Raw genomic sequence first — 20,699 nt, 5'->3', positions numbered from 1 at the left:
GATCTTCATCGTTAGAATACGCATGTAACATGAACTTCAGTATAAAAACAAATTACTGGTATATCATTTTATTCATCACCTATTTTTTTCATAATTTTCATTCCTTTCACACTAATAGTACATATTCCTTATATTCTTCATACAAATGGGGAATTCCTTTTGATTTTTTAGTAACTGATAATAAAATTAGGCTAAAAACATATAATCCCGTTCAAGAAATCCTGAACGGGGTTTTTCAATAAACACATATTGGGTATTTGAGGACAGGGTTTGTTGTCAATCTTCTTAAATTGTTCCATGGTGATTTTTACTTACGAACTAACGAAGGATCGGCAATGACAAGGATTTTCCCGGACTTGATGTCTTCCACATATTTATCGACTTCCGCTTCCTTCAGTCCAATATCCAATAATGGCTTCCTCAATCCGCCTGCTCCTGATGCTGCACCGGCTGCCGCTCCGCCAAACGTGGCGAAAATCGGGCCTGCTGCCAAAATCGGACCAATTCCCGGTACGGCTAATGCACTCATTCCAATAAGTAGGCCAGTCAATCCGACAGCTCCTCCAGCTGCTGCCCCAGCTACCAATCCATCAGTCTTAGCTGGGCTGACTTCCTCAGCTTCATTTGGTAAGTTATCAATGTTTTTTGCTACTACTGATATTTGATCGGAGTTATATCCTTGTTCCTTTAAATTTCCGACTGCCGAAATCGCTTCATTTTCATTTTCATATATTGCTATAAACCTCTTGTCCATAAGTATCTGCTCCTTTAAAAGTAATGTACTATACAATACCCTTAATTGAGTTTTAATAACCTTCTATGCAAAAATGAATGTCACTCCCGGATTTGCCCCTGGCCATAAATGAAATACTTGCTCGATGTTAAGGCAGGTAAACCCATTGGTCCACGTGCATGAAGCTTTTGCGTGGATATGCCGATTTCTGCTCCATAACCGAATTCAAAACCATCTGTAAAGCGAGTGGAAGCATTGTGATAAACGGCTGCTGCATCTACTTTATTTAAAAATAAGGAAGCGTTTTGTTCATCTTCTGTTAGGATTGCTTCGGAATGTTTCGTACCGTATCGGTTAATGTGTTCAATGGCATCCGATACACCGTTTACTACTTTCACGCTGATTTTCAATGCTAGGTATTCAGTTGACCAATCTTCCTCCGTAGCCGTTTTCGCTTTCGGAAAAGCGTTACAAACTGCTTTGTCTCCGTAAACTTCAATACCCTTTTCGTCGAGGATTTCCAAAATTCGTTTTCCATTTTCTTCAAACCATTTTCCGTGTATTAAAAGGCTCTCAATTGCATTGCATACGGAAGGCCGCTGTGTTTTACCGTTCAATACAATCTTCTCAACCATGGTGATATCTGCCGTTTGATCAATGAAAATATGACAATTACCTGCCCCCGTTTCGAGGACGGGAACAGTGGACTCCTTAATGACCGTTTCAATTAAATTCTTTCCACCGCGGGGAATCAAAACATCTAAATACTCATTAAGATGAAAAAGTTCCTTAGCGGTTTCACGGCTTGTATCCTCGATTAACTGAACAGCGTCCACTGGAATTTCCGTTTTCTCTAAAGCTTTATGAATGGAAGAGACTAGGGCCATATTCGAGTTCTTGGCTGACGAGCTGCCCCTTAATAGGACGGCGTTCCCCGTTTTCAAGGATAATGTAGCTGCATCGATGGTCACGTTCGGCCTTGCTTCATAAATCATCCCGATTACACCGATCGGCACCCGTAACTTTTTAATTAATAAACCATTCTCTTTTTCGATCGTCTCCAATTGTTCCCCAATTGGATCATTTAAATCGATTAAAAGCATAATGGCCGCAGCCATGTCATCTATACGGTTACCATTTAACATAATTCGATCCAATGTAGACTCACTGAAGCCTTTTTTCCTGCCATCTTCCAGATCCTTTTGGTTTTCTTTTATCAAAAAATCTTTATCGATAATAAGTTGCTTGGCAATTTTCTCAAGTGCTTCATTCTTCTTTTCCGTTGTCAATCCAATTAGCTGGAAACTTGCTGCTTTCGCTGCCTTTCCTTTCGCAATCACTTCACTCATTTTCAAATTGCCCCCTTTTCCTTCGCTAAAATTGATCTTCCCCTATGCTTTCACCCATTTATCGCGGTGGATGACCTCTATGGATGTGAACACAAGCTCGGTTGTCCGCTTGCCCATAGCCTGTTTTAATTCTTCGTCAGAATAAAGAACCTCCCCCCGCCCCAATAATCCATTTGCACCATAGACCTCGACGACATCCCCCTTACTGAACACACCTTTAATTTCATAAATCCCAGCCGGTAATAGACTGCTGCCATTTGAAACTAAAGCCTTTTCAGCACCTTCATCAACGAATATTTTTCCGGATACTTGTGAATGAAGGGAAATCCACTGTTTGTTTTTCGTTACAGTCGTCAAGACATCATTGCCGATATAGGTGCCATCACCATTGCCCTCCAGGGTCGTAAGAAGTTTTTCACTCCCTTCACCAGATCCGATAAATACTTTCACTCCCAGAGACAGTGCTGTTTGGGCTGCAATCAGCTTCGATTTCATACCACCTGTACCAACACTGGAACCAGCTCCTTCGGCCATTTGCAATAAATCCGCCGTAACTTCGGAAAGCTTATCAAATCGTTTGGCACTTGGATTTGTTTGGGGATTGGAATCATAAAGCCCATTAATATCCGTTAAAATGATCAAATGGTTAGCGTGAACCAACCCGCTCACGAGGGCTGAAAGCATATCATTGTCACCGAATGTCAACTCTTCGACCGATACCGTATCGTTTTCATTAATAATTGGAAGTATGCCGCGTTCAAGTAATTCCATTAATGTTGCATATGCATTTTGATATCGATCTTTTTTCGAGAAATCTTTCCGTGTCAATAAAATCTGCGCTGGAACGATTCCAAAGTGCCCTAATTGTTCCATATATGACTGTATCAATAGGCTTTGCCCTACAGCTGCAGCCGCTTGTTTCCCTTTAAGAGTGACAGGTCTCGTAGGATATCCGAGCTTGCGAAAACCTGTCGCTACCGCACCTGATGAAACAAGGACCACTTCATGTCCCGCTTTCCTTAATGCTGCCACAGCCTGGATATGATCGGAAAATTTGTTTTGGTCGATTTCACCTTGTGTATTCGTTAAAGAACTACTTCCTATCTTTACAACGATGCGCTTCTTTTCCATCGATTTTTTCCTCCAATAAATAGCATAGACATGAAAAAAAGCCCTTTTCATCCTTGAAATAAGGACGAAAAGGGCTTCTCTCCGTGGTACCACCTTCATTGAATGCAAGTTGATGCATTCCACTTTGCCTGTTAACGCCAGGATCTGCGCCTATGTTTTGCATAGGACTCAAGAAGCAGGTTCTGCGCTTTCCTGTCGCGGGTCTTCCAGCAATTGACGCCGCTCTCTGTCACAGTAATTCTCGCATACTAATCTTCTCTCAACGTTCATGGTTTTAATATAGTATGCTAAATTATCTTCTTGATGTCAATAACATTCCTAAGATGAATGAACCTTATAACGCTATGGCCGGTCCAAAGAACTCATAGTGAATTTTATCCGAGTCGATCCCCAACTCTTTTAGGTAAGTGATGATGGCTTTCATGAAAGGAACAGGACCACACACATAATAATCAGCTTCAGGTTTTACATGACGGCTCAATAATTCCTTATCGATATACCCTTCCTTCTCAAAATTCGGCATGTTCTTATCATCCTCACTCGGATTTTTAAAAACAAAGGATAATTGATAGCTGGCAAGCTTGTGTTTAATATCTATTAATTCCATTCTAAACGGCTGTAAATGACCATTATCGGACGCATGAATGAATTGGACATCACGATCAGGTTTTTGTTCAGCTACGGCATGGACCATACTCATGAAAGGTGTTATGCCAACGCCTCCGCTCAAGAATACTGCAGGTGTTCGTTTTTCCAAATCGATCGTGAAATCACCTGCAGGAGCCGTTACGTCTATACTGTCGCCCATCTGAATGGATTCATGTAAGTAGTTAGAGACCCTACCATCAGGAGAGATTCCCGGCTTTTCTTTTTTAACGGAAATCCGGAAGTAATCTTTTCCTGGTACATCGGACAAACTATATTGACGGTTGAATAAATATCGTTCACCTGGTATCTCGATACGAACGGTGATATATTGTCCAGGAAGAAATGATGGAACCTCATCTTCATTTGATGGCTTTAAATAAAAGGAAGTGATTACATCACTTTCTCGTACTTTTTCAACCACAGTGAATGGTTTGAAATCCGACCATCCACCGACCTGATTGGAAGCTTGGTCGTACATTTCCTTTTCGATGCTAATGAATACATCGGCAATGACTCCATAGGCCTCTCCCCAAGCTTGGAGAATTTCTTCTGTAGCAGCATCTTGTAATACTTCCTTGATAGCACCTAATAGATATTGTCCTACAATGGGATAATGTTCCGGTTTAACTGCGAGACTTCTGTGTTTTTGTGCTATTTGCTTTACGGCAGGTAATATCGTTTCAAGTTGATCTATATGTTTAGCTGCAGCCAAAACCGTGTTGGAAAGTGCAGTTTGCTGACGCCCTTTTTTCTGATTGGCGTGATTGAAAACATTTAATAATTCAGGATGTGCTTCGAAAAGATTTTTGTAGAATACAGTTGTTATAGTTGTACCATGTACTTCTAAAACAGGTACAGTGGATTTGATAATATCGATCGTTTTCTGGGATAGCATAGATAAACCTCTCTTCATTAACAAGTATTTTAAATACATGTTTATATTAAAACGAATTTGTATTTAAAGCAATATTTCTAATACATCTTTTCAAGAAATAAGTTTTCATGTTTATAAAATGTTCACATTTATGATATAGTCAAATGGGGATAGAATGTGAGGCGATAAAACATGAGGTTGACGAGTTATTCCGATTACTCACTTAGAGTGTTGATTTACCTAGCTTCCCACGACCAAAGCAAATTATCCAATATAAAAGAAATTTCAGAGGTTTATCAACTATCTAAAAATCATTTGATGAAGATTGTTCATAATCTAGGGAAATTAGGATATATAGAGACGATACGTGGAAGAAATGGCGGTTTCCGGCTTGCAAAATCACCTGCTGAAATAAATGTAGGTGAACTGGTACGGAAGACCGAGGAGGATTTTTATTTAGTGGAATGCTTTAAAGATCACGATAATTGTGTGATTTCTCCTGTTTGTTCTTTGAAATTTGTCCTGAATAATGCCTTGGACGCTTTTCTACAGGTCCTTGACCAATATACGATTGCAGACTTCAGCGAAAATAAAGTGATGCTCAAAGCCTATTTCGATTCGGTAAAGCATAATGACCAAGAGCCCGATTTCTTATAATCGGGCTTTTTGTTAACCTATGATCCGTTCGATCTGCATCTCCTTTTCCATTCGTAAATCTATGATCCCTGTACTTGTTTTCATTAAAACTTTAAGGGGATCGTTTGGATTGATCATAATGATCGTCAGGGATATTTTTAAGTAACTCATACCCATAAATGGTATGGCGCTTCATTTCTTCATATTCTGTCGCTGTCAATTTCCCTGATTTCTCCAATATACTCTCGGGAATGCTTGTTTTGCCCACGTCATGCAGGGTGGCGGCCAATGTCAGTTCGGAAAGGCTTTCTTTCGATAATCCAAGCTTCATCCCTAGATAAGTGCCAATGATCCCGACCCCGATATTATGGTTATAAGTGTACTCGTTCTTTGTTTGCACCTCTTCGAAAGGGTAATAAATATCCGGATTCTTTGCAGCCTCCGCAATGGCAGGTGAAATTTTCGACTTAATTACTTCAACCGATTTCTGCTGTATGTTTCCTTCATTACCTTTTAAGGATTTTCACTTTAGGTTGCACATGATATTCAGTTAAAGCGGGTTCACTTTCTTTCCCTTAATTCATTTCTTCCATTATGAAATCAATTTCAGGGATCGTAAGAGGTGGAATCCATTTACTATTCGGCTTCCCGTTTCTATTCTTCAGCGCCTACACCATTTCTCTATTTTTTACCTATAATACCATATCCTTCATGTAATCATGTATTTATAAAAACAGTTTTCATATATTTACGAGCGGTCGCTAAGTTCATTGCCCAGCTGTTTTAACTTCTCACCAACTGTACATTCTGATATACAGAACTGGTGAGCATAAGCACGCCCCTTCTCTTTTCGAAAATGTTTTCGTAAAAAACAATCTTGGCAAAATGAAGCGAGCACATCTTCTACTTCTTCATATATTTTTTTCCTGTTCATTGTTGATATGGCTCCTTTGACTCAGCAATTTCTGATTTGCTGAAAATGGCTTTTCCCTGTAAAGCTAGAGTGGCCAATCGATCTGCTTCCTGATTCTCTTTACGTGAAATTGGCTTGTAGACCGGGATGATCTTTAACTTATCCAGTTTCGCTTCAATGCGGTCCAGCCATTTATTTAAGTTTTCTTCCATACAGGGCCATTCACCGGAAAGTTGATTTAAAACAACAAGCGAATCCCCTTTAAATACACAGCTTTGGTGATGGACCCCAAGTTCTTCCATCTGCCTAACGGCTTCATGAAAGGCTGCATATTCCGCTTCGTTATTGGATTCGAATTGCTCCAGTTTTACATTAGTGCGTAAACGCCAAAACTTTTTACCTTGACGAAAGTAAATGGCTACACCAATTCCCGCCACCCCTTCTGCTTTTTGATAACCACCATCAAAATAAACCGTCAAATCCTGCGGTTCTTCCTCAACTTCCGTTAAGAGTTTCTTTAACTCCTTCTTTGTCCATGTTGTATCGAATTCATCCTTGAATTCCACTTCTTTCAGCCTGCCTGCCTTTTCAAGGTCTTCTGTAATGACTAGTGCAATACCGGCATCAAGCCAATCCGAAACGAAATCGGCGGATGGTTTTTTTGAAGCATGATATGTCCATTGCATAATTACCTTCAAAGATTTCCAGCTCCTTATCATCTCACTATTCAAGCAGTACAGTCGTACAATTTTGATACCTATCTTTCGTAATACCATTTATAATATAATGTAAGCAATTGAATCACTTCTTTAATTATAGTTCCCATATCAGCCTGAAATTCTCATGTTTCAATCTTAATATTTTTATATGAAATAGTTTTTAATCATAGCATATTAACAACTTAAACGAAAAGGAGGAGCACATCATGATTGAAGTGTATATTGATGGTGCCAGTGCGGGCAATCCAGGTCCAAGTGGTGCAGGTGTTTTCATCAATAATAACGGAGTGGTCGAGCGGCATTCCATTCCGCTTGGAATGATGGAAAACCATGAAGCGGAGTATCATGCTTTAATTAAAGCACTAGAAATTTGTATAGCCAATAAATATCAAGTCGTGTCTTTTCGGACTGATTCCCAAGCCATCAACCAAGCCATTGAAAAAAGATTTGCAAAAAATAAGTATGCCCCATTACTTGATCGAGCGCTTACCCTTTCCGACGAGCTTGAGTTATTTTTCATGAAATGGATTCCAAATCTCGAAAACAAGTCCGCTGATGAGTTGGCTAGGCGAGCGATTCGATTAAATAAGATTGAGGAAGTCCATGAACAAGACAGCTGATATTTCATTATTATTCGTTGTATTTATCTGGGGTGTCACTTTTGTCATGGTTCAAAACGCCTTGTCATTTCTTGACCCCTTCACATTTAATGCCGTCCGTTTCTTCATGGCCTTAGTTTTATTGCTCATCCCATATTCATTGACTTTTCACAATAGGGGAAAGACTTGGAATAAAGGCCTTTTTAAAGCAGGAATTCATATCGGGGTTTGGCTTTTTCTTGGTTATGGTTTTCAAACGGTCGGATTGAATTATACAACACCAGCGAAGACGGGCTTCATAACGGGATTAAGTGTTGTCATGGTACCTGTTTTTTCTCTGCTGCTTTTAAAGCAAAGGCTTTCCCGCAATACAGTGTTAGGTGTTGCAGCCGCAACAGTTGGGCTCTATTTAATGACCTTCGCTGACAGTTCAAATTTGAACATCGGTGATTTACTGGTATTTTTATGCGCAATAAGTTTTGCCATGCAGATCATTACAACCGCTAGGTATGCCAAGACGCTTCCCGCTTTACCGTTGACGCTGATACAGATTTCTACCGTATCTTTATTATCCTTTGTTTCAGCCTTGATTTTCAAAGAGAATCATTCTGTCATCTTCAGCTCGGAGGTCATGTTACAGAAAGACGTCTGGACTGCTTTACTTGTCACGGCAGCCCTTGCGACGGCGTTCGCTTTTTTCGCTCAAACCTTTTTCCAAGCCTATACGACGCCTACAAGAGTGGCATTGATCTTTTCGATGGAACCCGTTTTTGCTGCTTTATCCTCATACATACTGATTGGGGAGAAATTGACTACCGCTTCCATCATCGGATGCGCATTCATTTTCTTAGGGATGATTCTTGCTGAGCTTCCTTCGAGGAAAAAGAAAACGATAACACAGGAGTTTTCTTGAAAATCTAAATAAATAAATCGGACTTCCAAATAACGAAGTCCGATTTATTTTAGCAACCCCTGGTCTTTTGCAAACGATACCGCTGCGCTACGTGTTTCTATGCCATTTTGTTTTAAATTTTCCAAAAACGAGATATAAAAGCTACCATCAAAATTCTTTTGAACCTTCAAAGTCAATTCTATTGCAGCATTGACTAATATATCACTTGCGTCCGTGTAGCGCTTACCAAAATAAATAAAACCAATGGCGTCATTACCGAAAGTGAACCCCTTACCTTCTAAAAAACTAACATACTCTTCTGTTGATTTCCCCACTTTTTGCATCACTCCATCTTTCTTGCCTTATTTTCATCTTACCGTAAATAAAAGATTTTGACTATCCATTTTTCGACAAAAAATTCATCCTGCAAATTAAAGGAGCTCCATTTGGGTAGCTCCTCAGTTTGTAGACTAACTCGATGAAAATCGAGTTTGCCTAGAGTTTTTTATTTACACTACAGGCACTCGCTTTCCGCGGGCGGTCCGCCCTCGGCGCCTGCGGGGTCTCCCGTTGACGCGCTTTTTTAAGCAGGAGTCTCGTACCTTCCTTTCCAATATTTTAATATTTAGATAGAACTTACTCCACAGTCTTTTTTTATTAAAATAGAAGGATTAAACTTGAGGGGATAAGGATGCTTTCTAAACATGATTCTTTTCAGCGAGATCAACTGGTGCCAGCGAATCACTTTGTCCGTAAAATGAATATTTACTAAAACTGCTACAAATCCAATAAAAAATCAAAAAGGTTTCGGAATGAGACCATTCCGAAACCTTTTTTTCTACATACTGAGAGCCTTCGCTTTGTACCATTATTAAATCATACGAAGTAAAGCCCTGAATTCATGATCCCTTGCCAGACTTTTGACCTTCTCACGATCATACTGATAGACCGCATCATCCAAAGAACATGATATGGGTACGTCACATTTTATTTCTGCAAGTTGTCTGGATAAATGAAGCATATCGACGGCGGCTTCAATCTTAGCTCGCTGGCCATTCGTCAATGAAGCTACATTTTCAAGAATCCCTTCAATACTTTGGTACTGAATCAATAATTTCAACGCTGTCTTCTCCCCAATTCCTTTAACTCCGGGATAGTTATCAGCTGTATCACCCATTAGAGCTTTTAAATCGATCATTTGCCTTGGCGTGATCCCTTTCCACTCAAAAAAGCTATCGGGATTATGCACTTCATAATTACCATACCCTTTTTTCAACAAAAGTACGGATATGTTTTCATCTATTAACTGGAGCATATCTTGATCGCCTGTCAAAATACCCACTCGGCTATGTTGGGCAGATGCCTTCGCAATCGTCCCGATACAGTCATCCGCTTCATATCCGGAGAGCCCTATGTTCGGAATATCAAATGCTTCAACCGCTTTTTTCGCCAGTTCGAATTGAGGAATCATTTCGACTGGAGCTTCTGAACGATTAGCCTTGTATCCATCAAATAATTCATTACGGAAAGTTTTGCTGCCCATATCCCAGCAAACTGCTACATGACTAGGTGAAAAATGATTCACCGCCGTCAGCATATGTTTCAAAAATCCTTGAACGGCATTAGTCGGAATGCCTTTTGAGTTAATCATGAACTGACCAGTAACTGCCGTTGCATAAAAAGCTCTAAATAATAGCGCCATCCCATCGACAAGCATAAAGGAAGGATGCTGCTCATTTTCTTTCATTAACACATTATCACCTCTATCATGATGTACTTCCATTTTACCATACCTGTCCACTTTGTTAAGGGACGTTTAATTGGAAACAATATCAGTCAATAGGATTATCATCATAGGAAATCCAGTCACTGAAACTGCCAATATATATTCGCACATCTTTAAAACCCGCTTCTTTCAAAGCGACATAATTGGGAGATGCGGTTACACCGGACCCACAATATACAATGATTTCCTTATCCTTGCCGATGTCTGTGAAATTCGCCTGAAGGTCATCCTTTTTCTTATAATAGCCATTTTCCAGAACCTTCGTCCACACCTTATTGACTGCACCAGGTATATGTCCGGCTTTTTTATCAATCGGCTCCTCGATCCCCTCGAACCGTTTAGATTCCCTTGAATCGATTAATACGGTATCACCAGGCCTCTTCATTGTATAATCCTTCACTTTTTCATAAGATGCAAAAACGGTTTCATTCAAATCTATTTGATATTCTGTTGAAGTATACTCTTTTTGATTCGTGTCAATCGGGTAGCCCGCATCCTTCCAGGCCCGATATCCGCCGTTAAGTACATACACTTTCTGATGTCCGAGATAGCTCAGGAGCCAGACAAACCTCGAAGCAAAGGAACCTTCCCCTCCATCATAAGCAACAAGTATCGTATCATTGGATATTCCCTTGGATTCCAGTCTATCTTTAAGCGTTTTTAGGTCAGGAAGAGGATGTCTTCCGCCATGTTCTTGAACATCCCCCGATAAGTCTTTTTCAAGATCGAAATAAACTGCACCGGTAATATGGTCTTTTTCGTATTCACTATACCCAACATCTGGAGAGCCTAGCTTAAAGCGACAGTCACATATTCTGATATCTACTGAATTCAACAACGGTAACAGTTCTTCTTTTTCCATTATATACCCCATCTGCAAATCCCCCTATTTCATATTGATTAAGCTGCTTATTTATTTCATTCTTTAAGGAAAGTGATTTCCCTTCTAATAACGAAAGATTCTTTTCACTTTTCTTGTTGATTGTACATCCTTCTTTTTGTTTATCCCTAAATATACGAGCCATCCACGTTATCATTTTGATCCATCAAATCTAAATCAAGCTATTCACAAACAGATTATTACCGAATGACTAAAGGATTAAAATATTACCCAGCCTTCGTATCAGCCTTCTTTCAATTAAATCACTTGAACGGGCTGACTCAAACTGAGGTATGTTCGTTTATCTTTATGAGCATATAGGATAAACCAAAAGAATGGCTGCCAGTAACAGCAGCCATCAATACGATCTTATTCTCTTGCTTTTCTAGGTATCTCAATCGAGAAATAAGGATTTCTTTCATGAATGGAACCTCGTTACTATTTCGATTGCATTTTTGCCAATTCCGCTACTGCTTTTTCATAATAAGGAATATCGACCTTTTCCTCTAAAGCTGCACGTAAACCTGCAAAGATATCCGCTATTTCCGTCTTATACTCTTCTTGAATCGCCAGTAACTCTTGATCAAGTACATCTTTATACATATCGAAGATCCGTTCACCCTGCTCTTTCACGAACACTAGGGCAGGTTCATCCAGACGCTGCTGAAGTCCTTCACTCATTTTCACTTTCTCATTTTTTTCAAAGAAAGACTTAGGATTTTTAAATAACGACAATTCCTTTTTGAATTCCCCCGTATCCAATTGGTCAAAAGCACCAGTAAATTCAAGGGACTCTCTATCATTTGGTTCATAAGGCTGTAATGATAGTGTTTTTCTTACTTTTTGCATTTGCAAAAGCAAACCGCTTTGTTTCTCATTCAACAATTTATTTACGAACATTTCTGTCCTTAAGGCTGTCGCCCGCATTTCCTGGGCAAGGTCAAAGCCTAACGCCTCCAATAGGTTCTTAAGGGCTTGCTTGAGGACAATTTTCAGATCCCCTCCATCATCCTTTAAAACGGCTGGGTTAAACGATTCTTTGAAGAAATCATTAAACCGGAAAAAGACCCGTTGTTTGCTATAGAAAGTCAATTCATCAATTTCTTTTTTCAAGCGTTGTTTTTCTGCATCTCCTTTTATGACGGAGAGAAGTTCCGTAATGGCTTGTGCCTCACCTGAAAGGGACTCCAGGGCTTTTCGTTTGGCTTTTTCATCCTGCTTGGAAGCTGTAATTACATCACTGAGCAGTTCTTCCGTTCTTTTTACAGCCGCTTTAGCTGATTCAATGGCAAGTCCAGTTAAATCGTTTTCGATGAAAGAATCGAACTGGTTTTGGAATTTCGAAATTCCGCTATTCGGAAGGAACGAATGCTTAAATGAACCAGGCGTTTGTTTTTCCAACAACGCTCCTTTACTCGTAAGCGGGAACAGTTTTGGAAAACGGATACCGAATCCATTCAATTGATCTGTGACATAATCCATCACTTCGTCCAATTCGTCAGTTGTTTGTGCAAGATCGACAGCATTGACAATAAAGAACATTTTATCCATGGCGAAAGAATCTTTCACACGTCCAAGTTGTATCAAGAACTCTCTATCTGCCCGGGAAAATGGATGATTGTAATAGGTCACAAAAAGGATGGCGTCAGAATTCTTGATATATTCGAAAGCAGCGCCTGTATGACGGGCATTTATCGAATCCGCCCCAGGAGTGTCAACAAGCACCATCCCTTGTTTTGTCATTTCACAGTCATAACGCAATTCAATCAAATCAACAAGACACGACTTGGATTCCTCTGCAGCAAAACGTTTAAACCCTTCAAGATCAACCGTGACTACATTTCCTAAATCATTTTTGTGCTGGGGCATTCCTTGATGAAAAGCCCTAAGGAAGGATAAATGTGTTTTCCCTTTATCCACTTCCCCTGCTTTTTCAATGATTTGCCCTGCTAAATGATGGGCTTCATCTAGTGTCTTTGCCGATTTATCAAAAGCAGCTAAAGCCAGGCTTACATCTTCTAGCAGCATGACTTCTGTCTTTAATTTGACGGTTGCTGTGCCATGTGGGTGCTCAGCGTCGGAAGACATGATTTTATTGATTGCAGCAGTTGTCGGATTAGGTGAAACAGGAAGGACGCTTTCTCCCATTAACGCATTGGCAAAGGAAGATTTACCCGCACTGAATGCACCGAAAAGGGCAACCGTGAAAGTCTGCTGTTCCAAGCGTTTTGCCTTATCTGTCAATTCCTTGTAAAGTGACTGAAACCCTCTCAACGGTTGAATCAGGTTAGCCGCCTGTTGTAAACTCGTTGATGTTTCCATCAGCTTTTCCTTGCCGCGTAAATCAGGAGCATCCGATGAAGTAACAGTCACAGATGGTACAGCTTCCTTGTTTTCTTTATCTTGATCCGTTTCAGGTTGTACCTTGAATGGCATTGGAGTACTTCCTTCATCGGTATTCATGATTTTGACTGTAATATTTTTTTCTTCTTCGTTCCATTGTGTTAATAGCATATCGATATCGCGTTCATCGACTAATGATTCGGTTTGATTGGCAATGGCCTCAAATCGTTCCGTTTGAAACTCGATTTCCGTGTTCATTGCCGCAGTAACTTTCAGGGCTTCCGCAAATTCAGAAAAACCTTCAAGCTCCTTTTCGATGGATATGGACTGCTGTTCAACTATTCCTTCCATAACGGCAACCACATTATTCAATAATTCTTCTGATATATCACGGGCTTTCTTTTTGATGGCTGAGGCCAAATCATTCGTATAGTTTAAGACGTATTCACCCGTAATATCAACTTGAGGCTTCAAGGAGTTTTTTATGTAATCTTCCGTGACCTCGATTTGAAGTGACTGAGCCTTACTTTCAAGTGCTGAATCATGGATTTCCGCTTGATTAAGCGTTTTAACCGCTAACTCCTTAAGATGCCATTCAAGCTGGGTTTTCACCTTTTCTTGTAAATCCGACAAGAACGTTTTGATCCGTATCTCACGCTCGGCTTCCGTTTTTTTCTTGGCAAATAATAATCCCATTTTAAAATCCGGCTGTGCCGATTCCAAGAAAGATTCACCTAGGTCCCGTGTAGACGCGGGCATGATGTACGCACTTTTCAAAATTGTTTCTAATGCATCGGCATATTGGAACTTGATACCCTCTATACGTCCAGTTAATGATTTTTTTTCTTTTAATAGGCTGTCCACTTGATTCGTCAGGTGAATTCGCTCTTCGTGAGGAAGTTCTGCCAATACTTCAAAATCATCGGCATGTTCCTCTTCAAACTGCTCCTTCAGCCAACTAAGATGCCTTTCCACAAGGGCATTAGCCGATTGCATGATGGCATCTTTCCCATCATTTTGACCTTTGCCTGCCATTTCATATATAAATCGGCGGACCACTTCTATTTCATTTTCGCTGTTGTTCAAATCTCTTACAGACGTATAAAAGATCCCATCCGGATAGACATTCCAGTTCGCAAATGCTTCAGAAACGGAGAGCTTGAAGTCTTGAAAGCTAAGCTCGTTCTCATCATGCTTATCAATCATATTAATAATTAAGTATGTCGGTTTTTCAGCTTCTAACAATTCTTTAGTGAAAAGGAAGTTCACTTCTGATTGTACGTGATTATAATCCATAACATAGAACACGACATCTGCAAGATGCAAGGCAGATTCCGTAGAAACTCTATGTGCATCATCAGTCGAATCGATACCTGGCGTATCCATGATCGCACATGAATCCGGAAGGGAGAAATGATTGGAACTTATTGTTATTGCCGATACTGAATCACCATCCTTGGCAAATTTCTTGACCTCTTTAAAATCATAAGGTGCAGGAAATAAGACAGGCGGCTGATTATGATAAAAGACTTTGGCATAATCTTCACCTTTTTGGACTTTAACCGTATTGGCACTCGTTGGAATAGGACTTGAAGGCAATACTTGATCATCAAGGAGAAAGTTGATCATACTTGATTTTCCAGCAGAAAAATGCCCGCAAAAAGCAATGATGAACTCCTCTTTATTCACTTTCATGATTAACTGTTTTAGTTTATCAGCGTTGCCTGTATCACCTGCCGATTGAAATTTCTCATACATGGCAGTCAAAATCCCCAATTTAGACTGTTGTTTTAATGTTTCTTGAATCATGAATCCATACCCCTTAATCTATCGTCATTTTAATACTCTTATTGTAAACGATTTCGTTCATTATTCATACCGTCAGCTTTTAGTTTTACTATATGAATCTTTACAGGCCATGTTCAAAAAACCACTCAAAGTGGATTCAAATCGTTTGAATATACCTTGGGTATAAGTCTTGAAAGCACAAAAAAAACCAGGTTGTTTACCTGGTTGTAGGGGTGGGGTTAAATGCAGCTTGGCTTTCCACTGATGACTCTCTATAAGGTTTTACTGCCTTTGCAGGTTTTTGAATATTACTTAATACATGTTTCATCACAAAACTATATGTAGCGATTGTCAATATAATGAATAACCAGACCATTACATACACCATCCTCTAATATATTGGGTAGCTTTAAAGTTCATTAAAAAATTTATCGATATGTGATTGAGAATAATTTTCATCTTCATTTAGAATCTTATCACGAACGATAATCATTTTCAATAAGAAATTGAAATTTTTATTATTTTCCCTTAAAAACCACAGAATATTCCGTATGTTCTTTTAGTGCCTTCTCTTCAAGGGGTATTCTTACTGCCATCATCCATGCATTCAATAAACTAAAGATGATTGCTGTATAATATGCACTAAATAATAAGGAAATAACAATAATTTCGGTTGCTACTATGATATAGTTCGGATGTTTAAAATATTTATAAGGACCTTTTATGACTACCTCTGCATTAGGAACCACTATAATTTTTGTATTCCAATGTTTCCCCAAAGAACTGATTACCCAGATCCTTCCTGACTGTGCAATCAGAAAAAGGGTCAGCCAAATCGGCCATAGACCAGCGACATTCCTTTCAAACACGTTCACTTCAATAATGAGAACTATAAAAAAACTTAGGTGCATCAGAACCATCCATCTGTAATGGGACTTACCGTATTCTACGGCTCCGGCCACTTTCAGCTGTTTTTCATTTTGTTTGGCAATATATAATTCAACGATGCGCTGTAAGGCAATCAAAATAATGAAAATGGCGAATATCATCATTTCCACCTCATTAACACAAGTTCCGATGAAAATCCAGGACCCAATGCAGCAGCCAAGCCCAACTCACCTTCATTTCCGCCGCGCTGCATGAACCTCTCCAAGACATACAATATGGTAGCAGAGGACATATTGCCAAATTCCCTCAATACACTCATTGATTCAGCCGTCTTTCTTTCATCGAATCCCAGAGCTTCGTGATAAGCATCAATGACTTTTTTTCCTCCAGGATGAGCAATGAAATCTTTTATATCCTGGAGTTCCAAGCCATTCTCCATTAAAAATTCTTGGACATTCGGTTTAAGCCACTCTTTGATGATAGTAGGGATATCTTTTGAAAAGACCACGTATAAACCTTGGTCTTTCACATCCCACCCCATTACATCCAAAGAATTCGGCATAAGCGTAGATTGGGAATCCAAAAATTTTAAATGACGTCCTTTTCTTGAAAACTGTTCACATGGCACTTCATCGCCGCAAACCAAAACACAGCTTACTCCATCAGAAAACAGGGAGGTTCCAATCAAGTTACTTTTGGAAATATCATTCCGTTGAAATGTCAAACTACATACTTCCACACTTAAGACAATGACCTTTGCGTTCGGGTATGCTTTGCAATATTCAAATGCACGCGATAGTCCACTCGCTCCCCCTGCACATCCGAGCCCCCAAATCGGAATTCTTTTGACATGCGGGTTAAATGGGAGCTCATTCATTATCCTGGCATCGATGGTCGGGGTAGCCATCCCCGTGCTTGAAATATAAAAAAAAGCATCTAGTTCATTTGCCTGCAGCTCGTTTTTTAAAAACTCTGTGTTTGCTAGACATTTTTCTATCGCCTCTTTCCCAAACTCGACCGCCTGCTTGATGTATAAATCATTCCGATCGGCAAAAGTATGCTCCTCTTTAAACCAATCAAGATCATTTGTAAAATAACGATTTTCTACTTGGCCATTCTTAAAGGCCTTTAGTAATCTTTCAATATTCTTAAATGAAGGTCCGAATATTTCTCTCGAAAATTCCATTATTTTTTCCTGTGAAAGCAAATATGGGAGCTTTAAATGTGATGCAGATAATAAATATGGCATGAACCCACTCCTTATTATTCTTTATATGGTTAATATACCCACCATAAACCCTTTTATGCTTTATAGCTTAATGGGTATATTTATTGATGGTTGATTATTTTTTTATTTTTTTCTCGAAAAATAGGTAAAAACACCTATTTCATTGTTAAAATAGAGAACATAACCATACAAACTGGGGATTGAATTTGGAAATCAACGCTATAATTACAAAAGTTTTAAACGGAACCATCCTGGCGGTCAAGTCCGTTCTTCCTTTCTCTTTAGACATTCAAAAGCCATCCCTCATTAGACAGCCTTTCGAACAGGAATCCATTAGCGTCCTCATGGGATGACAGGGGATATCTGTGGAAGATTAATCATCGAAGGTACAAACGGATGCATGAGCAAGATAGGTGAAAGCATGTTTGGCATGCCATTAGAAGGTGAAATGCTTGAATCTTTCGCTGCAGAACTCGGCAATATGCTCGCGGGCAATGTCGCCACCTCTTTAGCTAGCGAGGATACAATAATGGATATTACACCGCCCACTGTCATTGTGGGCAAAACCAAAATGTATGGATTTAACGAAGCAATCCATTTACCCATTTCAATGGATGGGGCAGGTACGATTCATATCATCTTAATGATTGAAATGTAGTCATAAATAATAAAACCCCCTTACCTTAATACTCGGTAAGGGGGGGCTTTCATTCTTCCTTCTTTAATGAGGATTGATTTTGTACTTGAATAATGATATTTTGAAACTCCTCTTTTCCACACACTCTGCACCTGTACTCCTGACTTAAAATGGTCCGGCAATGAATACAATATTTTTTCTCCATCTCTATCACTACTTTCCTGAACTTATACTATCAATATATTCAAAAAGTGAAGAGAGTTTCCTTTTATCTGACAAAACCCCATTTCATGAAAAAATCATGATCTGTGATCAATCTCCGGGCAAAATAAAAAAATGCCCCTACCCTCAATTGTTTGAGGATCAGGGGACATCTATTAGGTGAATCTATCAAGTTTACCGAATCAATTTTTAATTAGGCTACTTTTTGCCCTTCTATACGCTCTTCCTTTACTTTCCCTTTTGTCGGGACCATGTTAAAGACGATATTCAAGAAAATGGCTGTCAAACTTCCGGCTACAATACCGTTTTCCGTTAAGATTTGAAAGCTTTGAGGAATTTGGGCAAATAACTCGGGAACGACTGTTACCCCAAGGCCCATGCCTACTGAACAAGCGATGATCAATAAATTTTCTTGGGAAGCAAAATCCACTTTGCTCAACATCTTTATTCCAGCGGCAATCACCATACCAAACATCGCAACCATTGCACCGCCAAGTACGGAGGAAGGGATAATGGTCGTGAATGCACCAATTTTCGGAACAAAACCTATGAAAATAAGGATACCTGCTGTCGTATAAATGACATTCCTTGTTTTAATGCCTGACAATTGAATCAATCCCACATTTTGTGAGAAAGCCGTATATGGAAACGCATTGAACAAACCGCCAATCATGATGGCAAGACCTTCAGAACGATATCCGCGAGCTAGATCGTCTTCTGAAATCTCTTTGTCCGTAATTTCACCAAGGGCATAATAAACACCAGTCGATTCCACCAAGCTGACAATCGCCACCAAGGTCATTGTAATGATCGGTGTGACGTGGAATGTCGGAGTGCCGAAGTAGAAGAAGTGTGGCAAGTGCAGCCACGTGGCACTGACCACTGAGCTAAAATCCACTTTTCCAAGGAAGAAAGCTACAAAAGTTCCGACTAACAGCCCCAATAAAATAGAAATGGAGCGTACGAATCCCGTTGAGAATTTATACATGAATATGATGAATAATAGAGTTCCAAAGCCAAGAGCTACATTATTCAAGTCACCGAAATCAGCAGCCCCTTGACCTCCGCCAAGATTGTTGATTGCAACAGGAATGAGCGTAATGCCAATAATCAAAACGACCGAACCAGTGACAATGGGTGGGAAGAACCTTGCCAGTTTTCCGAAGAATTTACTAATTAAAACGACAATCAATCCCGACACCAAAATAGATCCATAAATGGAGTTGATTCCATATTGCGTACCAATTGCAATCATCGGGCTAACTGCTGTGAATGTGCAGCCTAGGACGACCGGAAGCCCAATTCCAAAGAATTTATTTTTCCACACTTGCAATAAGGTTGCTATTCCACACATTAAAATATCAATCGATACTAAATAAGTTAACTGTGCTGCAGTCAATCCCAGTGCCCCACCGACAATCAATGGAATGACAATTGCACCTGCGTACATTGCAAGAACATGTTGTAATCCTAAGGAAGCAACTTTCAATGGTGATTGATTAGACATTGGCGGTTGCCCCTTCCTTTTCCTCAGCGAACGTTATCTCACCGAATTTCAACTTTGCAATTCGCGCAAGAGATTCCACATGAAAACCTTGTTCCCTAAGATCCTTACCACCACTTTGAAATGCTTTTTCAATAACGATGCCAATTCCGGCCACTTCTGCTCCAACCTGCTTACAGATATCCACCAAGCCCCGGGCTGCCTGTCCGACCGCAAGGAAGTCATCGATGATCAAAACTTTATCCCCAGCTTCAATATATTTATTGGAAACCGTAATTGTGTTGGTTTCTTTTTTTGTAAAAGAATGTACGGACGCCGTCACTAAATCATCTGTTAAAGTAAGTGATTTACGTTTACGTGCAAAAATTAGCGGAACTTCCAATTCTAACGCAGCCATCAAACCAGGTCCAATGCCTGAAGATTCAATGGTCAGCACTTTCGTTATTTCCTTTTGTCCGAAACGTTTTACGAATTCTTTACCAATTTCTTTCATTAGCAGAGGATCCATTTGATGGTTTAAGAATGAATCTACTTTTAAAATGTCTTCTGATAAAGCTTGACCCTCGGACAAGATTTTTTCCTTTAAAAGTTGCATGAAGGTTCCTCCCAATCGTGGATGTTTATTGACCCATAAACTAGGCAATCGTTTCCCGGCAAATAAAAAAGCCCAGGAAACATTGCGGCACTTTTTTGGAGTGAAGCAATATTTCTTGGGCATGAATGAAAAATGAATGGGAAAAGCCGTCCATTATGCAACAAGATCCATTACTCACCCATAGTCGAATCATTTACGGTAATTCGGTAGAAACTTGCAGGCCATATCCCTGCGATTATACGAGTGAAACTTAATATTTTATTAATATATGAATTATAACAACGCTCGCACCATTTGAAAAGGCATTTTTAATAAAAACCGAACTTTCACTTTG

General features: G+C 39.6%; 20 protein-coding genes, 1 pseudogene and 1 riboswitch. Of the genes and pseudogenes, 4 read left to right on the top strand and 17 right to left on the bottom strand.

From position 1 onward, the window contains the following. Positions 1-307: 307 nt before the first annotated feature. The 4 genes from LQ203_RS07995 to hmpA all read right to left on the bottom strand — a co-directional run bounded on the left by LQ203_RS07995 (position 308) and on the right by hmpA (position 4,756). Complete coding sequence (locus LQ203_RS07995; protein WP_230157051.1) at positions 308-754, bottom strand: general stress protein; 447 nt, start codon at positions 752-754, stop codon at positions 308-310. An 80-nt stretch (positions 755-834) separates the two neighbouring features. Next, positions 835-2,082 carry a glutamate-5-semialdehyde dehydrogenase gene (locus tag LQ203_RS07990; RefSeq protein ID WP_230157050.1) on the bottom strand — a complete coding sequence of 416 codons (1,248 nt, stop codon included), beginning with the start codon at positions 2,080-2,082 and terminating at the stop codon, positions 835-837. A gap of 42 nt (positions 2,083-2,124) precedes the next feature. Beyond that, positions 2,125-3,213: a glutamate 5-kinase gene (gene proB / locus LQ203_RS07985; protein WP_230157049.1), complete on the bottom strand. Its 1,089-nt coding sequence runs from the start codon at positions 3,211-3,213 to the stop codon at positions 2,125-2,127. A 334-nt stretch (positions 3,214-3,547) separates the two neighbouring features. Continuing rightward, on the bottom strand, positions 3,548-4,756 hold the full coding sequence (gene hmpA, locus LQ203_RS07980; protein ID WP_230157048.1) for an NO-inducible flavohemoprotein: 1,209 nt from the start codon (positions 4,754-4,756) through the stop codon (positions 3,548-3,550). Positions 4,757-4,927: 171 nt separating this feature from the next. On the opposite strand from hmpA, the gene LQ203_RS07975 reads away from it, so the two are divergent. Beyond that, positions 4,928-5,392: an Rrf2 family transcriptional regulator gene (locus tag LQ203_RS07975; RefSeq protein WP_230157047.1), complete on the top strand. Its 465-nt coding sequence runs from the start codon at positions 4,928-4,930 to the stop codon at positions 5,390-5,392. 91 nt (positions 5,393-5,483) lie between these two features. Here LQ203_RS07975 and LQ203_RS07970 read toward each other — a convergent pair whose 3' ends face one another. The 3 genes from LQ203_RS07970 to LQ203_RS07960 form a co-directional block, all read right to left on the bottom strand. Beyond that, positions 5,484-5,771: an HD domain-containing phosphohydrolase gene (locus LQ203_RS07970; protein ID WP_230157046.1), complete on the bottom strand. Its 288-nt coding sequence runs from the start codon at positions 5,769-5,771 to the stop codon at positions 5,484-5,486. Positions 5,772-6,119: 348 nt separating this feature from the next. Continuing rightward, complete coding sequence (locus LQ203_RS07965; protein ID WP_230157045.1) at positions 6,120-6,305, bottom strand: zinc-finger domain-containing protein; 186 nt, start codon at positions 6,303-6,305, stop codon at positions 6,120-6,122. Continuing rightward, on the bottom strand, positions 6,302-6,982 hold the full coding sequence (locus LQ203_RS07960; RefSeq protein ID WP_230157044.1) for a reverse transcriptase-like protein: 681 nt from the start codon (positions 6,980-6,982) through the stop codon (positions 6,302-6,304). The genes LQ203_RS07965 and LQ203_RS07960 overlap by 4 nt, the downstream gene beginning before the upstream one ends. A 227-nt stretch (positions 6,983-7,209) precedes the next feature. Between LQ203_RS07960 and LQ203_RS07955 the strand changes: the two genes are divergently transcribed. Continuing rightward, positions 7,210-7,623 (top strand): reverse transcriptase-like protein, encoded by a 414-nt coding sequence (locus LQ203_RS07955; protein WP_230157043.1) that lies wholly within the window; start codon positions 7,210-7,212, stop codon positions 7,621-7,623. Beyond that, entirely contained in the window at positions 7,607-8,515 is a 909-nt protein-coding gene (locus LQ203_RS07950; protein ID WP_230157042.1) for a DMT family transporter, read from the top strand. The genes LQ203_RS07955 and LQ203_RS07950 overlap by 17 nt, the downstream gene beginning before the upstream one ends. Positions 8,516-8,559: 44 nt before the next feature. On the opposite strand, the gene LQ203_RS07945 is transcribed toward LQ203_RS07950, so the two are convergent. From LQ203_RS07945 to LQ203_RS07910, 8 genes are all read right to left on the bottom strand, one after another. Then, on the bottom strand, positions 8,560-8,838 hold the full coding sequence (locus LQ203_RS07945; protein ID WP_230157040.1) for a DUF6123 family protein: 279 nt from the start codon (positions 8,836-8,838) through the stop codon (positions 8,560-8,562). Between the two features lie 527 nt (positions 8,839-9,365). Next, the gene (locus LQ203_RS07940; RefSeq protein WP_230157097.1) at positions 9,366-10,241 is read right to left on the bottom strand and encodes a 5'-3' exonuclease H3TH domain-containing protein; all 876 of its coding nucleotides are present in this window, start codon (positions 10,239-10,241) and stop codon (positions 9,366-9,368) included. An 85-nt stretch (positions 10,242-10,326) separates the two neighbouring features. After that, complete coding sequence (locus tag LQ203_RS07935; protein WP_230157038.1) at positions 10,327-11,154, bottom strand: sulfurtransferase; 828 nt, start codon at positions 11,152-11,154, stop codon at positions 10,327-10,329. Between the two features lie 287 nt (positions 11,155-11,441). After that, the gene (locus LQ203_RS07930) at positions 11,442-11,582 is read right to left on the bottom strand and encodes a hypothetical protein (protein ID WP_230157037.1); all 141 of its coding nucleotides are present in this window, start codon (positions 11,580-11,582) and stop codon (positions 11,442-11,444) included. 16 nt (positions 11,583-11,598) lie between these two features. Then, the gene (locus tag LQ203_RS07925; protein WP_230157035.1) at positions 11,599-15,312 is read right to left on the bottom strand and encodes a dynamin family protein; all 3,714 of its coding nucleotides are present in this window, start codon (positions 15,310-15,312) and stop codon (positions 11,599-11,601) included. 196 nt (positions 15,313-15,508) lie between these two features. Next, complete coding sequence (locus LQ203_RS07920; protein ID WP_230157034.1) at positions 15,509-15,667, bottom strand: hypothetical protein; 159 nt, start codon at positions 15,665-15,667, stop codon at positions 15,509-15,511. Positions 15,668-15,809: 142 nt separating this feature from the next. After that, entirely contained in the window at positions 15,810-16,340 is a 531-nt protein-coding gene (locus LQ203_RS07915) for an isoprenylcysteine carboxylmethyltransferase family protein (RefSeq protein WP_230157032.1), read from the bottom strand. Then, entirely contained in the window at positions 16,340-17,428 is a 1,089-nt protein-coding gene (locus tag LQ203_RS07910) for a 3-oxoacyl-[acyl-carrier-protein] synthase III C-terminal domain-containing protein (protein WP_230157031.1), read from the bottom strand. Before LQ203_RS07910 ends, LQ203_RS07915 begins: the two co-directional genes overlap by 1 nt. 191 nt (positions 17,429-17,619) lie before the next feature. Here LQ203_RS07910 and LQ203_RS07905 point away from each other — a divergent pair. Continuing rightward, positions 17,620-18,065: pseudogene (locus LQ203_RS07905) on the top strand (chemotaxis protein CheX). A gap of 394 nt (positions 18,066-18,459) precedes the next feature. Here the strand turns inward: LQ203_RS07905 and LQ203_RS07900 are convergent. Continuing rightward, positions 18,460-19,773 carry a nucleobase:cation symporter-2 family protein gene (locus LQ203_RS07900; RefSeq protein WP_230157030.1) on the bottom strand — a complete coding sequence of 438 codons (1,314 nt, stop codon included), beginning with the start codon at positions 19,771-19,773 and terminating at the stop codon, positions 18,460-18,462. Then, a complete protein-coding gene (locus LQ203_RS07895; protein WP_230157029.1) occupies positions 19,766-20,365 on the bottom strand; it encodes a xanthine phosphoribosyltransferase in 600 nt (199 codons plus the stop codon). Before LQ203_RS07895 ends, LQ203_RS07900 begins: the two co-directional genes overlap by 8 nt. Positions 20,366-20,526: 161 nt before the next feature. Then, a riboswitch (purine riboswitch) is annotated at positions 20,527-20,628 on the bottom strand. Positions 20,629-20,699: the final 71 nt, after the last annotated feature.

The organism is Peribacillus sp. Bi96 (assembly GCF_918698115.1).
Taxonomy (GTDB): Bacteria; Bacillota; Bacilli; order Bacillales; family DSM-1321; genus Peribacillus.
Note: the sequence above shows the minus strand (reverse complement) of the source record. Positions and strands in the feature narration are given on the sequence as shown.